Origin of the sequence: Amycolatopsis sp. NPDC051373, assembly GCF_040689465.1 — a bacterium.
Classification (GTDB): Bacteria; Actinomycetota; Actinomycetes; order Mycobacteriales; family Pseudonocardiaceae; genus Amycolatopsis.
On sequence record NZ_JBFBAE010000024.1, the window covers coordinates 134,705 to 147,476 of the forward strand.

At 69.5% G+C, this 12,772-nt stretch carries 14 protein-coding genes; 7 read left to right on the forward strand and 7 right to left on the reverse strand.

Translation table 11 applies throughout. From position 1 onward, the window contains the following. Nucleotides 1-12: 12 nt before the first annotated feature. Nucleotides 13-573, reverse strand: a complete 561-nt coding sequence (locus AB0383_RS36380) for a PH domain-containing protein (protein ID WP_220246440.1) — start codon at nt 571-573, stop codon at nt 13-15. 19 nt (nt 574-592) lie between these two features. Further along, nucleotides 593-757 (reverse strand): hypothetical protein, encoded by a 165-nt coding sequence (locus AB0383_RS36385; RefSeq protein WP_204091374.1) that lies wholly within the window; start codon nt 755-757, stop codon nt 593-595. A gap of 170 nt (nt 758-927) precedes the next feature. On the opposite strand from AB0383_RS36385, the gene AB0383_RS36390 reads away from it, so the two are divergent. Then, entirely contained in the window at nt 928-1,329 is a 402-nt protein-coding gene (locus tag AB0383_RS36390) for an NUDIX domain-containing protein (RefSeq protein ID WP_364186486.1), read from the forward strand. 252 nt (nt 1,330-1,581) lie between these two features. Here the strand turns inward: AB0383_RS36390 and AB0383_RS36395 are convergent, their stop codons facing one another. Beyond that, entirely contained in the window at nt 1,582-2,697 is a 1,116-nt protein-coding gene (locus tag AB0383_RS36395) for a DUF2332 domain-containing protein (protein WP_366189722.1), read from the reverse strand. Nucleotides 2,698-3,144: 447 nt separating this feature from the next. Between AB0383_RS36395 and corA the strand changes: the two genes are divergently transcribed. From corA to AB0383_RS36415, 4 genes are all read left to right on the forward strand, one after another. Beyond that, nucleotides 3,145-4,233 carry a magnesium/cobalt transporter CorA gene (gene corA / locus AB0383_RS36400; protein ID WP_364186483.1) on the forward strand — a complete coding sequence of 363 codons (1,089 nt, stop codon included), beginning with the start codon at nt 3,145-3,147 and terminating at the stop codon, nt 4,231-4,233. Between the two features lie 194 nt (nt 4,234-4,427). Beyond that, nucleotides 4,428-5,078, forward strand: coding sequence for a metallophosphoesterase (locus AB0383_RS36405; RefSeq protein WP_364186482.1), 651 nt, complete (start codon nt 4,428-4,430; stop codon nt 5,076-5,078). After that, a complete protein-coding gene (locus tag AB0383_RS36410; RefSeq protein ID WP_364186481.1) occupies nt 5,075-5,917 on the forward strand; it encodes a chromosome partitioning protein ParB in 843 nt (280 codons plus the stop codon). The genes AB0383_RS36405 and AB0383_RS36410 overlap by 4 nt, the downstream gene beginning before the upstream one ends. A 67-nt stretch (nt 5,918-5,984) precedes the next feature. Next, nucleotides 5,985-6,359: a ClpX C4-type zinc finger protein gene (locus AB0383_RS36415; RefSeq protein WP_364186479.1), complete on the forward strand. Its 375-nt coding sequence runs from the start codon at nt 5,985-5,987 to the stop codon at nt 6,357-6,359. A gap of 88 nt (nt 6,360-6,447) precedes the next feature. Here the strand turns inward: AB0383_RS36415 and AB0383_RS36420 are convergent, their stop codons facing one another. Further along, complete coding sequence (locus tag AB0383_RS36420) at nt 6,448-7,611, reverse strand: alpha/beta hydrolase family protein (RefSeq protein WP_366189723.1); 1,164 nt, start codon at nt 7,609-7,611, stop codon at nt 6,448-6,450. A 208-nt stretch (nt 7,612-7,819) separates the two neighbouring features. Next, entirely contained in the window at nt 7,820-9,325 is a 1,506-nt protein-coding gene (locus AB0383_RS36425) for an MFS transporter (protein ID WP_364186476.1), read from the reverse strand. A 121-nt stretch (nt 9,326-9,446) separates the two neighbouring features. On the opposite strand from AB0383_RS36425, the gene AB0383_RS36430 reads away from it, so the two are divergent. Further along, nucleotides 9,447-10,151: a TetR/AcrR family transcriptional regulator gene (locus tag AB0383_RS36430; RefSeq protein ID WP_364186474.1), complete on the forward strand. Its 705-nt coding sequence runs from the start codon at nt 9,447-9,449 to the stop codon at nt 10,149-10,151. Nucleotides 10,152-10,196: 45 nt separating this feature from the next. On the opposite strand, the gene AB0383_RS36435 is transcribed toward AB0383_RS36430, so the two are convergent. Further along, on the reverse strand, nt 10,197-10,391 hold the full coding sequence (locus AB0383_RS36435; protein ID WP_220246430.1) for a PspC domain-containing protein: 195 nt from the start codon (nt 10,389-10,391) through the stop codon (nt 10,197-10,199). A gap of 225 nt (nt 10,392-10,616) precedes the next feature. On the opposite strand from AB0383_RS36435, the gene AB0383_RS36440 reads away from it, so the two are divergent. Further along, a complete protein-coding gene (locus AB0383_RS36440; protein ID WP_364186472.1) occupies nt 10,617-11,531 on the forward strand; it encodes a hypothetical protein in 915 nt (304 codons plus the stop codon). Nucleotides 11,532-11,587: 56 nt separating this feature from the next. Here AB0383_RS36440 and ugpC read toward each other — a convergent pair whose 3' ends face one another. Then, nucleotides 11,588-12,769, reverse strand: a complete 1,182-nt coding sequence (gene ugpC / locus AB0383_RS36445; protein WP_364186470.1) for a sn-glycerol-3-phosphate ABC transporter ATP-binding protein UgpC — start codon at nt 12,767-12,769, stop codon at nt 11,588-11,590. Between the last annotated feature and the right edge of the window lie 3 nt (nt 12,770-12,772).

Sequence of the window (12,772 nt, forward strand, 5' to 3'; positions counted from 1 at the left end):
AACGCCCGCAGGTCAGCCGACGGGCTTCTTGCCCCTCGCGGCACGCTGCGCCTTGATCATGGAGAAGCGCTCGGCCTGTTTCTGCTTGTCGCCGAACACGAGCTCCGAGATCGTGTCGTAGAACTCCTCGGGCCGAGGCAGGTAGTCGATGCGGTTCAGCGCCTGGATCTGACCGGCGGACTCGACGACCATCGTCCCGTAACCGAGCACCCGGCCCCAGCCGGGCCGCTCGTAGGTGAGGTCGGTGACCTTCGTGATGGGCATCATCAGCACCTTCGTGGTGATGACGCCCTTGGTCAGCACGAAGCGCTTGTCCGTGACGACGAGGCGCTCGACCCACCACTGGACGACCGCGTAGGCGAACCGCAGCACGACCAGCAGCGCGACGTACCAGAGGATGTTCTGCACCACCCACAACGACGGTGGCAGCAGGTACGAGACCAGCACACAGACGGCGAGCAGGGCCGCCGCCTCGAACGTGTCCCAGAGCAGCACTGCCCAGTGGCGGCGGATGCGAATGACCCGCCGCTCGGTGTCGAGCAGGTACTCGTCGGGGTCGCGTGGCGCGAACATGTCTCGAGGTTATCCTCCGTCAGCCGTTGAACACGTTGCTGACGAACGAGACCACCGATTCGGCCGAGCTACGGAGGAATTCGACGATGTTGCCGACGAGTCCCGCCGCCTGGTTCGGCTGAGCGATCACGAAGAACAGCACCAACGCGATACCCACGAGACCCGCAAGCTTCTTCGCGTTCACAGCGATCAATCCCGTCTCTAAACGTGGCACCGGAAAACTGACTTTCTACGTTGTACCGCACCAACCACCCACGCGGCAGGAAAGTCCCGCGCATGGGTCAGCAGGCCGTCCGAAGTGTACCGTATGGCTACTCTCCGTGTACAGCGTGACGAATCCAGGGGTTGACACTCATGGACATCCGAGTGCCCTGCGTGGGCGGCATCGTGTTCGACGACCAGGGCAGACTGCTGCTCATCCAGCGCGGTCACGATCCGGGCAAGGGCCTCTGGTCGTTGCCCGGCGGCCGGGTCGAACAGGGCGAAACGGACACCGAAGCCGTCGTTCGCGAGCTGCGCGAAGAGACCGGCCTCGACGTGACACCGCACACATTCGTGGGCATGGTCGCCCGCGGCCCCTACGACATCCGGGACTACGAGTGCACCGTCGCGGCCGGAACCCTCACCGCCGGCGACGACGCCGACGACGCCCGCTGGGTCGACTCGGCCGAACTGGTGGAGCTGCACACCTCGGGCCTGCTCGTGGACTTGCTTTTCATCACGCTGCGTGACTGGGGCGCGCTGCCGAGGACCTGAGTCAAGTCGGTGCATTTCCGCGGTGCGCCGATTGCTTGCGCGAATGTTCGTGGGTTTCGTACGTCGGTGAATGGTGTTATCCCCGCACCGATCGGCGGATGAGCACGGGAAATGCGGGTTGAGCAATTCCGCATCAATGCATGTGCATGTGTGGACGCATGGGCGAGCGGTGCGCGGGTGTGACCGATGGGGTGAATGTGACACAGGTGACACAGCGTGCAGCTGGTGCAGCTGGTGCGCCTGCGCGAGCGGTCAGGCGGGCAGCCACGTCATGCGCTGCCCGCGCGGCGTGGTCCGGGCCAGCGCACGGGCCACGGGCTTGCCGTCGGACCACGAGACCAGGCCGAGCACGCAGGAGTCCGACGAGGCGGGCGCCGGTGCGTCCAGGTCCGTGCGATCCGGCATCACGAGCTTGAGACCGGCCGCGTAGAAGCCCTCCGTGACCCACCACAGGGGGCGCGTAGCCGCGAGCGAAGCCAACGCGGCCACGAAGTCGGCCCGGCGGTCGCCGAAGTAGGCCAGCGCGTGGCTGGTGAGGACCACCAGCGGCAGCTCGGCCGGCAACGTCGCCGCGGCCGCGGCCAGGTCGTCCACGCCGTCGCCGGCGATCAGGGGCGGCACGTGTTTGCGCTGTTCCGCGGCGGCCGTGCGAAGGAGCCGGATGCGATCCGGCTGGTCGGCCCAGACGCAGGCTTCCAGCCAGGCCAGCTCGTCCTCGTCGGCGAGGTCGACGGGGGCACGGTCCAGACCGGCGCGCGCGGCGATGGAGACCTTCTTCGGCAGCTTCGGCAGCACCGCGCCGGGCGCGAGGTCCAGGGCGCAGTGCAGGCCGACGGCGGCCTTGGCGGGTCCGGCGACGAGCTGCTCGCCGCCGTCGCACTGGTAGCGGTAGGAGAAGCGGTCGAGGCCGAGCAGCAAACCCGCGCTGCAGCCGACCTCGAGCAGGGCGATCTTGCCGCCCGCTTCCTTCGCGGCCGCTGCGACCGCGGGGTACACGAGCGAGGCGCGGCGGACCTCGTTGGTCTGGGTGTAGCGAGTCGAAATGATCTGACGGGCCTTGTCCGCGCGCTCCAGCAGGAAGGTGCGGAACAGCGGCCAGGTCTCGTTGTCCACGCCGTCGAAACCGCCCAGTGACGGGTAGTAGCGCGACAGCGGGTGGATCGGGTCGGCCTGGATGAGGCGGTGGGCCGTGGCCAGCAGCAGGGTGCCGCGAGCCTCGCCGCCGCGAGCGTCGGTGAGCAGGCCGGCGACGTCGTCGTCCTCGGCCGACTGCGCGGCGAGGTGCTCGTACAGCGGCGAGACGCCGCGCGCCTCGACCTCGGCGAACGTGCGCAACCGCTGCTTGATCTCTTCCAGGGCGATGGCCACCCGCGCTCCTCTTCGAACAACTCCGTGCCGGGGTACTGTGCCGATCGTTACCAATCCGACCACATCACGCCGAATGACTTCGTAGCAACGGTTACGTGCCGCGTGGGGGTCGGCCTGCTTTTGGCCGGATCGGTAACCCCGCCTGAGCCACTTGCGACACTCACCGGTGGTGAGGAGTACCCTCGACCATTGGTGTTCGTGCGTCAACGCGAGCCCCACCACTCTCCGCGTCTCACAATCGCGCCGGCCTGAAGGAGGTGAGGAACGCCCCATGAGTAGTGGCGATAGTCCGCTCCCTAGTAGTCCCAGCGTTCCCGCCGAGCCGGCCGGCCGATCTCTCTCCTGGTAGGTCCGGCGAACAGGGAACGCCGGTGATGCCGGACGGACGCTGAAGTCCGCCTGGCCGTCGTCTTCGTGCTCCACCACGACGCCAGCCCAGGAGATCCCATGCCTGCCATCCCCTCCCTCGGAGGCCTTCGCGGCCGCGGCGGCAGCCGCACCAAGCCGATGCTCGAGCGGCCGATCCCCGTGCCCTTGTCGGCGTACGTCGTCGACTGCGCGGTGTACGTCGACGGCGCGCGCTTGCCCGGCCGCTGGACGCATTCCGACGCCATCAAAGAGGTGCGCAAGCGGCACGCGGGGTTCGTCTGGATCGGACTGCACGAACCGGACGGAGAGCAGATCCAGGGCATCGCCGACACGTTCGGGCTCCACGAGCTGGCCGTGGAAGACGCACTGGAAGCCCACCAGCGGCCGAAGCTCGAGCGCTACGACGACACGCTCTTCCTGGTGCTCAAGACCGTCCGCTACGTGGAGCACGAGTCGCCGACGACGGCCAACGAGATCGTCGAGACCGGCGAGCTCATGGTGTTCCTCGGCCGCGACTTCGTGATCACCGTGCGCCACGGCAACCACTCCGGCCTCGCCCGGCTGCGCCGCGACATGGACGACGACCAGGAACGCCTGAACCTCGGCCCGGCCGCGGTGGTCCACGCCATCGCCGACCACGTGGTGGACCACTACCTCGAGGTCTCGAGCCGCATCGAGTCCGACATCGACGAGATCGAGGCACAGGTGTTCGCGCCGCGTTCGCTGGTGAGCGCCGAGCAGATCTACCTGATGAAGCGGGAAGTGCTGGAGCTGCGCCGCGCCGTGCTGCCGCTCGCCACGCCCGTCTCGCGCCTGGCCGAGGGCTACACGCGGCTGGTGCCCGACGAGGTGCGCTCGTACTTCCGCGACGTCGCCGACCACCTCGTGACCGTGTCCGAGCGCGTGGCCGCGTTCGACGAGCTGCTGAGCACCCTGGTCGACGCCACCGTCGCGAAGATCTCGCTGCAGCAGAACACCGACATGCGCAAGATCACCGCGTGGGCCGCGATCATCACCGTTCCCACGATGGGCGCGGGGATCTACGGCATGAACTTCGACTACATGCCCGAGCTGCACTGGAAGTTCGGCTACCCGATCGCGGTCACGGTGATCTTCGCGATCTGCCTGCTCCTGTACCGAATATTCCGGAAGAACGGCTGGCTCTAGGCCGCCACGCGGTCCCCGTTCCTTCACCCGGTAGCACTACAGGAGTACTCCCATGCCTCGTTTGCTGACCAACCTCAAGTTCTGGGCCCTGACCCTCGGGATCGTCTGGATCCTCGGCATCGTCACCGTGATCACCCTCAACCCGGGTTTCTCTCACGGCATGAAGTGACGCCACCAGGCCTTACCCTGGGCGCATGCCGAAAGCGCTGGTGGTGGCCGACGAGGTCGACGAACGGCTGTGGACCGGTGCGGTCCGCTCGCTCGACGTCGACCTCGTGGTCGCCGCCGGCGACCTGCCGTACGACTACCTCGAGTTCCTCGCCGGCGCGCTCGACGTGCCGTGCGTGTTCGTTCCGGGCAACCACGATCCCGACCTGAGTGGGTACACCCGCTACGGCGGACTGTCCATGAAGGACGGTTTCCCCACCGAATGGCCCGGCCCCGCGGGCGGGATCAACGCCGACGGACGGGTGGTCGACGTCGCCGGCCTCCGGTTCGCCGGGCTCGGCGGCTCGATCCGATACAACGACGGCCCGAACCAATGGACGCAACGCCAGCAGTCGCGCCGGGCCCGCAGGCTCGAATGGCGCGCGAAGTGGCGCCGCCGCGACGGGCGCGAGGTCGACGTGCTGCTCACCCACTCCCCTCCGCTGCACCTCGGGGACCGCGAAGACCCACCGCACCGCGGTTTCGCCTGCCTGCACCGCACGATCGCCACGCTGCGGCCGCGCTGGCTGCTGCACGGCCACATCCACCCGCACGGCGAACCGGTGCCCGACCGCGTGGTCGGCACCACCCGCGTGCGCAACGTGGTGGGCCACCGGATCATGGAGTTCCCGCAATGACCAGACCCACTGGCTTCCCGCGCGCCGACGCCGAACACGACTTCCTGCGCGCCCGCCGCGGCCAGGTCCTTTCGCGACTGTCCACGTGGCTGCGCCGCGAGCCCGACGACGTGAACATCATGCTGCCGTTCCACGAAGTCGTCGACGCGCTGGGTTACGCCGGCGAGTCGCGCATCGGGCTGCGAGTGATCACTTTGGACTCGATCGTGGGCACCGTGGACCGCAGCCGCGACTTCGACCGCCGCTTCCGCCCGACGTCCGGGCGCGTGCGCGAACGCTGGGAGCGGCTCGCGCTCGCGGCCCGCCGAGGGGAAGCGATCCCGCCGATCGAGGTGTACCGCGTGGGCGAGCTGCACTTCATCATCGACGGCCACCATCGCGTGTCCGTCGCCCACGCACAGGGTCTGTCCACACTAGAGGCCCAGGTCACCGCGGTGCGCACGAAGCTCAACCCCAACGGCATCCGCTACCGCGGCGACCTGATCGTGAAGGACTACCGGCGGCTGTTCCTCGAACGCGTGCCGCTGACCGGCCACGCGCGGGCGTCGGTGATCATGTCGGACCCGTGGGACTACGCGCAGCTCGGCGAGCACGTGGAGGCGTGGGGCTTCCGGCTGATGCAGGACGAGGGCCGCTTCACCGATCGCGCCGGGCTCGCGCAGCGCTGGTTCGACGAGGAGTTCACGCCCGTCACCGGCATGCTCCGCCAGGCCGACCTGGTCGGCGACCGCACCGACGCCGAGGCGTACCTGTGGGTCGCCGCCGAGCGCTACCGGCTCATCCGCACCCACCGCTGGGACGACGACGTGATCGAGGCGCTGCGCTCCCGTCGCCACTGACCCTTGTCAGGACCTCCCTGACGCGGCTAGTGTCAGGGACGTCCTGACATGTTCCTGGGGAGGTCCGATGACCGACGACAGCTACTGCTCCTTCTGCCTCAAGCGCGCCGACGAGGTCAGCAAGCTCATCTCCGGCGCGGGTGTGTACATCTGCGACGGCTGCGTGAGCCTGTGCGGCGAGATCCTCGCCGGGCAGCACGAGCCGGCCACGCCGGAAGTGACGCTGTGGGAACGGAAGTCCGACGACGAGATCCTGCAGAGTATCCCGCGCATGGCCATGGTGAGCGCCCAGGCCGACGGACGCATCCAGGCTCAGGTGGACCTGCTGCGGTCGCGCGGTGTGGCCTGGGCGCGCATCGGCGAGGCACTGGGCGTGACGCGGCAATCGGCGTGGGAACGGTTTTCAGCAGTTTCTTCTGCCTCGGTTCCGCCGAGGCGGTGAGATCGCCGCAAGCCGGCTTCTTCCCTCCCGATTTCCGCGCGACCCAGGGGCCGCACGGAAATCGCTCAGTCCAGAAGCCGGCGCGATCTCACAACGTCTTCGACAGCCACGGGTAGACGGTGCCCGTCCACACCTGCTGGCCGAGGCCGGCGCAGTGGCCGTCGACGCCTTCGGCCGCGGTGAGCCGGACGACCTGGGCTTTGGTGGTGAGCGCGTCGCGCAGTGTTGGGCCGCCGCCGCCCGTGAAGTCGTGTTCGGACTCCACGAGCAGGGCCGGGCAGGTGATGTTCGCCGCGTCGGCGAGCATGGTGAACCGCCGCAACTCGGCGAAGTACTCGCGGACGGAGTCGATGCCGTGGGCGGCCATGCGGGCGCGGAAGAACTCCGCGCGGTCGGCGTTGCGCCGCATCTGCACCCGCACCGCGGGCGCGGCCGCCAGTGCGGCCGGGCCGGACGGCACCCGCGCGCCGAGGTCCGGCTGCGCCGGGTCGCACACGAGCGCGACGATCCGGTGCTCGGCCGTCGCCGCGCGCGGCGCGAGGTACCCGGCGAACGACCGGCCGACGAGGACCACCTTCTCCGGGTCGACCTCGGGCCGGTCGAGCAGCCAGTCGAGCACGGGGGTGAGCACGTTTTCGAAGTCGTGGCGCAGGTACCGGTGCTGGATGTAGAGCGTCTCGCCTTGCCCGGGGCCGTCGAACACGAGCACGTTGTAGCCGCGGTCGACGGCGCCGGGCACGTCGAGCCAGCCGGATTCGGCCGTGGAGTCGTAGCCGCACGGCAGTACGACGGTGGGCCGCGGCGTGCTGGACGCGTGCGGAGCGAAGAAGTAGCCGTGCAGAGTCGTGTCCTCGTATGGGATCCGCACCGCTTCGGCGGGGTACTCGAGGAGCTTCGCGGCCTCCGCGAACGCCTCGACGTGACCGCGGTACGCGGACTGCAGCCGCGGATCGTCCACATCGGACCGAATGAAGAAGTACGCCTGCCGGAAGTACTCGCTCGCGCGCAGGAACGCGTGGCGCGCGCTCACGCGGTCCCCGGCGGCCAGCGCCGAGTCCGCCGCGACGCGAGCACGATCCGCGGTGGCCAACCACGCGTCGTACCAGCCACCGCCGGAGAGCTTGTCGAGGCCGCGCGCGGTCGCGAACGCCTCGCCGAGGTCGGCCGCGTGCACCACCGCGGCGTTGAGCGTGCGCACGAACTGGCCGTCGTAGCTCGGATTGCGGAAGAAGACCTTCGCCGGGTCCGTCATGTCCGGTGAGTCGCGCGGGCCGCGGCGTGGGTTACCGGTGTTGAAAAAAGAACGGTCAGTGGTCAGACGCCCAGCCACTCGCGAGATCGCGCCGGCTTCTGGACTGAGCGATTTTCGTGCGGCCCCTGGGCCGCACGAAAATCGGGAGGGAAGAAGCCGGCTTGCGGCGATCTCGCCGCCTCGGCGGAGCCGAGGCAGACAACAGTGGTCAGACATGGACCGCCGACACCACGGCCGTACCGCGCGGGGCGCCCGGGCGCAGCAGCAGCCCGGTGATCACCGCGCCGACCGCGAAGATGACCGCGGCCCAGGTGAACGCCGTGGTGTAGCTGTGCACGGCTGCCTCCGCGACGAGCTGCGGCGTGGGCGCGCGCCCGGCCAGAAACGCCGTCGCGGCGTTGCCCGCGAGCGTGCTCAGCAGCGCGGTGCCGATCGAGCCACCCACCTGCTGCATCGTGTTGACCGTCGCCGACGCGACGCCCGCGTCGTGCAGCTCGACCCCGAAGGTCGCGACGCTCATCGCCGGCGCCATCGACAGGCCGATGCCCACGCCGAGCACCATGAGCGGTCCCAGCACGCCTCCGGCGTAGGTGCTGCCGGCGTCGATCGCACTCAGCCACAGCAGACCGCCCGCGGCGATCAGCATGCCCGTGGGCACCAGCGGCTTCGGCCCGAATCGCGGCAGCAGCACGCTCGTCGCCGTGGTCGCGGCCGCCATGAGCGTGGCGACCATCGGCAGGAAGCCGAACCCGCTCTCGATGGGCGTGAACTTCAGGTTCTGCTGCACGTAGAACGTGAGGAACAGGAAGATCGAGAACATCCCGATCGCGATGAGGAACATCGCGATGTACGAGCCGCCGCGGTCGCGGTCGAGCAGCACGCGCATCGGCAGCAACGGGTGCTTCACGCGTTGCTGCAGCACGACGAACGTCGCCAGCAGCGCCAGCCCCGCCGCGAGGAAACCCCACACCGAGATCGAGCCCCACGAGTCGTGCTCGGCGTTGGAGAAGCCGTAGACGAGCGCGAAGAGACCGGCCGACGCGCTGATCGTGCCCGGGAGGTCGAGCTTCGGCCGCGGGCCGTCGGACTCCTGGCGGCGCAGCAGCAGCGCGCCGCCGATGAAGGCGATGACCGCGAACACGATGTTCACGAACATGCACCAGCGCCAGTCGAGGTACTCGGTGAGCACGCCGCCCAGCAGCAGGCCGATGGCGGCACCGCCACCACCGATCGCGCCGAACACGCCGAACGCGCGGCCGCGTTCCTTCGGGTCGGTGAACGTGGTGGTGAGCAGGGAAAGCGCGGCCGGCGCGAGCAGCGCGCCGAACACACCCTGTGCCGCGCGGGCGATCAGCAGCATCTCGATGCTGCTCGCCGCGCCGCCGATCGCGGACACCGCGGCGAAGCCGGCCAGGCCCACGAGGAACGCGTTCTTGCGGCCGAACAGGTCCGCGAGCCGCCCGCCGAGCAGCAGCAGGCTGCCGAACGCGAGCGCGTACGCGGTGACGACCCACTGGCGGGCGTCGTTGGAGAAACCGAGGTCGACCTGCGCGGAAGGCAGCGCGATGTTCACGACGGTGGCGTCGAGCACCACCATCAGCTGGGCCAGGCCGATCATCACGAGGATGGCCCAGCGTCTGGAGTGGTGCGGGTTTTCGGCGTGGCTCGGCGCGTCCTCCCCCGGACGCTCGAGCGTGGCCGTCGAGTCAGGCATGCGGATTTCTCTCACGGATAGTGCTCAAAGCGCTATGCGGAGTAGGTCCCTCCCCTTACTTGGCCCAAGGTACACAAAAACCGGAGATGGTGCCTCGACTTCTTTTGGTAACCTGGGCGTCATGCCACCGGACGCCGCACCGGCGCGGCCGCTGCGGCGTGATGCCGAGCTCAACCGCCGGCGCATCCTCGAATCCGCTCGCGCCGTCTTCGGCAAACGCGGGCTGGAGGCGACGCTTGACGACGTCGCCCACCACGCCGGCCTGGGCGTCGGCACCGTCTACCGGCGGTTCCCCAGCAAGGAACACCTGGTCGAGGCGATGTTCGTCGAGCAATTGCAGGACATCGCCGACCTCGCGGAGCAGGCGCTGGGCGCCGAAGACCCGTGGGACGGCTTCGTCGACTTCGTGTGGCGCACGGTCGAGCTGCACTCCGCCGACCGCGGGCTGCGGGAGATCATGCTGTCCAAGGCGTTCGGGCACGAGCACGTGGCCGAGGTGAAAGCGCACATGGTGCCGCTCATCACGCGGCTGATGGAGCGCGCGCAGGAGTCCGGGCAGCTGCGGGCCGACCTCGTGCCCACCGATCTGCCGCTGATCCACCAGATGGTCGGCGCGGCGGTCGAGTACACCAGCGCCGTGGAGCCGCACCTGTGGCGCCGCTGTCTCGCGCTGATCCTCGACGGCCTGCGCGCCGAGCCGGGCCGCGCGACCGAGCTGCCGCACCCGGGGCTCGACCAGGCCGAGATCGATCAGGCGATGTGCGCGTGGCGCCAGCCGCGCCACCCGCATCCGGCCGCTCCCCCGGTTCCGCGCGAAAAGCCGTGAAGAGCACCACGCGGGTGCCCTTCACGGCTTCGGTGCGGCCGGACGTCACTCGCTGGGCATGACGGCCCAGAGGATCAGGTAGGCGACGAACTGCGGGCCGGGCAGCAGGCAGGACAGCAGCGCGAGCACGCGGACCTTGCCCGGCGTGGTGCCGAAGCGGCGGGCGAGCCCGGCACACACGCCGCCGATCATGCGGTCGTTGCGCGGGCGGCTCAGCCTCTGCGTGACAGGTGCGGTCATCGTGGTCCCTCCCGTTGGGTTCGTGACTCCAGGACACCAGGAACGCGCCGCGAGCACATCGCTCCCCGGGACGATTCGGACCCCTAAGGGCCCGAGCCGGCCCGCCCGCCACGCACGGACCGGCGTCCGATTTCACGGCGCTGACCTGCGTGAACACCACAGCGCACTGTGGGATTTCCCTGTCAGGGCTGATTTTTCGCACGATTCGTGGTGATACTGCACCCCGTGCGCTCCCCCTTCGGACCCGTTGTCGTCGCGCTCGGTGGCGCGCTCCTGCTCGCCGGCTGCTCCTCGGCCGCCGCCCCCGCGCCCGTCTCGCAAGCCCCCTCGCCGATGACGGCCGTTGCGGCGCTCGGCGACTTCACCACGCTCGACTACTGCAGCCTGCTCGACGTCTCCCGCCTGCGCGGCGCGACGGCCGACGACCCCGACTCGTCGTTCACCGACTGCCGGACCGACTACGTGCGCAGCGGCAGGCAGCACACGGTGAGCGTGGGCCCGCTGGCCGCCGACGCCGACCCGAACGTGAAGCCGTACGAGTACTCCGGGCCGCTCCCCGACGGCGTCGCCGTGCAGCAGGCCGGGTTCACGCCCGACAAAACCTGCTCACGCGTGGTGACATTCGCCGACGGCATCCGCCTCAACGTCGCCGTGACCGACGCCGAGGGCGCCGGCGCGTCGGCCGACCGCTGCTCCGACGCCGACGCCGTGGTGGGCGGGGTCCTCGCGGCCGCGAGCGGCGGCAAGGTGCGCCACCACCAGTTCCCCGACCGCTCGTGGGGCCGCGTCGACCCGTGCGCGCTGCTCAACGTCCACGAGCTCGACACGATCGCCGGTGCCGGCACGCAGCCCTCGGCCGGGTTGTCGGGCCACTCCTGCATCCGCGGCACGGTGAGCGTCGCGTTCTCCGTGCAGAAACAGGCACCCACCGGCGCGACCACAACCCTCGGCGGCCGCACGGCGCGCCAGAGCACCGACGGAGCGTTCTGCCACCTGACGACCACTCAGCCGTCGCCCGACACCCCGGGGCGCGGCGAGCAGGCGGTGGTGAGCGTGGTGGACACGAGCGGTTCGAGCGGCGCGGCCGCGTGCCCGGTCGCGAGCCAGGTCGCGGCGCTGGTGTTCGCGAAGATCCCCTGAGCACGACGAAGGCCCCTTCCCGAGCTGAGCGTGAAGGGGCCTTCGCGGGCAGGAACCTATTCCTGGTAGGTCAGGTTCCGGCCGTTGCTCGGGTCGAACAGCTTCACCTTGTCCGCGTCGAACCAGATCTCCAGGTCCGCGTTCTCCGCGGCCTGGGACTCGGCCGAGAGCCGGGCCACGATGAGTGACTCGGCGCCCGGCACGTCGGCGGAACCGCTGTCGGCGGCCAGCTCGGCGAGCTCGGCCGACGTGGCCACCTCGCCTTCCACGGTGAAGTGCGCGAACTTCTCCGAGCCCATCGACTCGAGCACGTCGATGTGCGCGGTGAACGTGGAACCGGCGCCGCGCTGGGCGGCGTCGACGAGCGACGCGTCCTCGAAGTTCTCCGGCCGGATGCCGGCGATCACCTCGCGCGGGGCGTTGGCGGCCTCGGCCATGCGGCGGACGCGGTCGGTGAGCGGCGTGGTGCCCAGCGGGCTGTGCAGCTCGCCGTTCTCCAGCGTCGCCGGGACGAAGTTCATCGACGGCGAGCCGATGAACCCGGCCACGAACAGGTTCGCCGGGTTGTCGTAGAGGAACTGCGGCGAGCCGATCTGCTGCACGTACCCGGCCCGCAGCACCACCACGCGGTCACCCAGCGTCATGGCCTCGGTCTGGTCGTGGGTCACGTACAGCGTGGTCGTGCCCAGCTGCTTCTGGATCTTCGACACCGACGTGCGCATCTGCCCACGCAGCTTGGCGTCCAGGTTGGACAGTGGTTCGTCCATCAGGAACGCCTTGGGGTTGCGCACGATCGCGCGCCCCATCGCCACGCGCTGGCGCTGGCCACCGGAGAGGTTCGACGGCTTGCGGTCCAGGTGCGCGGTGAGGTCGAGGATCTTCGCCGCCTCCTCCACCTTCGCCTTCACCGTCGCGTCCGCCACCTTGGCCAGCCGCAACGGGAACGCCATGTTCTCGCGCACGCTCATGTGCGGGTAGAGCGCGTAGGACTGGAACACCATCGCGATGTCGCGGTCCTTCGGCGCCCGCTCGTTCACACGCTTGCCGTCGATGCGCAGCTCGCCGGACGAGATGTCCTCCAGCCCGGCCACCATGTTGAGGGTGGTCGACTTCCCGCAGCCGGACGGGCCGACGAGGATGATGAACTCGCCGTCCGCGATGGTGATGTCCACTTCGGACACCGCAAGCGCGCCGTCGGGGTAACGCTTCGAAACTTTGTCGAGGACGATTTCAGCCATGGG

Coding starts and splice junctions, on each gene's coding strand:
- AB0383_RS36435 (WP_220246430.1), bottom strand. CDS start 10,391: ATGACCGCACCTGTCACGCAGAGGCTGAGCCGCCCGCGCAACGACCGC.
- AB0383_RS36415 (WP_364186479.1), top strand. CDS start 5,985: ATGACCGACGACAGCTACTGCTCCTTCTGCCTCAAGCGCGCCGACGAG.
- AB0383_RS36420 (WP_366189723.1), bottom strand. CDS start 7,611: ATGACGGACCCGGCGAAGGTCTTCTTCCGCAATCCGAGCTACGACGGC.
- AB0383_RS36380 (WP_220246440.1), bottom strand. CDS start 573: ATGTTCGCGCCACGCGACCCCGACGAGTACCTGCTCGACACCGAGCGG.
- corA (WP_364186483.1), top strand. CDS start 3,145: ATGCCTGCCATCCCCTCCCTCGGAGGCCTTCGCGGCCGCGGCGGCAGC.
- AB0383_RS36425 (WP_364186476.1), bottom strand. CDS start 9,325: ATGCCTGACTCGACGGCCACGCTCGAGCGTCCGGGGGAGGACGCGCCG.
- AB0383_RS36405 (WP_364186482.1), top strand. CDS start 4,428: ATGCCGAAAGCGCTGGTGGTGGCCGACGAGGTCGACGAACGGCTGTGG.
- ugpC (WP_364186470.1), bottom strand. CDS start 12,769: ATGGCTGAAATCGTCCTCGACAAAGTTTCGAAGCGTTACCCCGACGGC.
- AB0383_RS36410 (WP_364186481.1), top strand. CDS start 5,075: ATGACCAGACCCACTGGCTTCCCGCGCGCCGACGCCGAACACGACTTC.
- AB0383_RS36430 (WP_364186474.1), top strand. CDS start 9,447: ATGCCACCGGACGCCGCACCGGCGCGGCCGCTGCGGCGTGATGCCGAG.
- AB0383_RS36390 (WP_364186486.1), top strand. CDS start 928: ATGGACATCCGAGTGCCCTGCGTGGGCGGCATCGTGTTCGACGACCAG.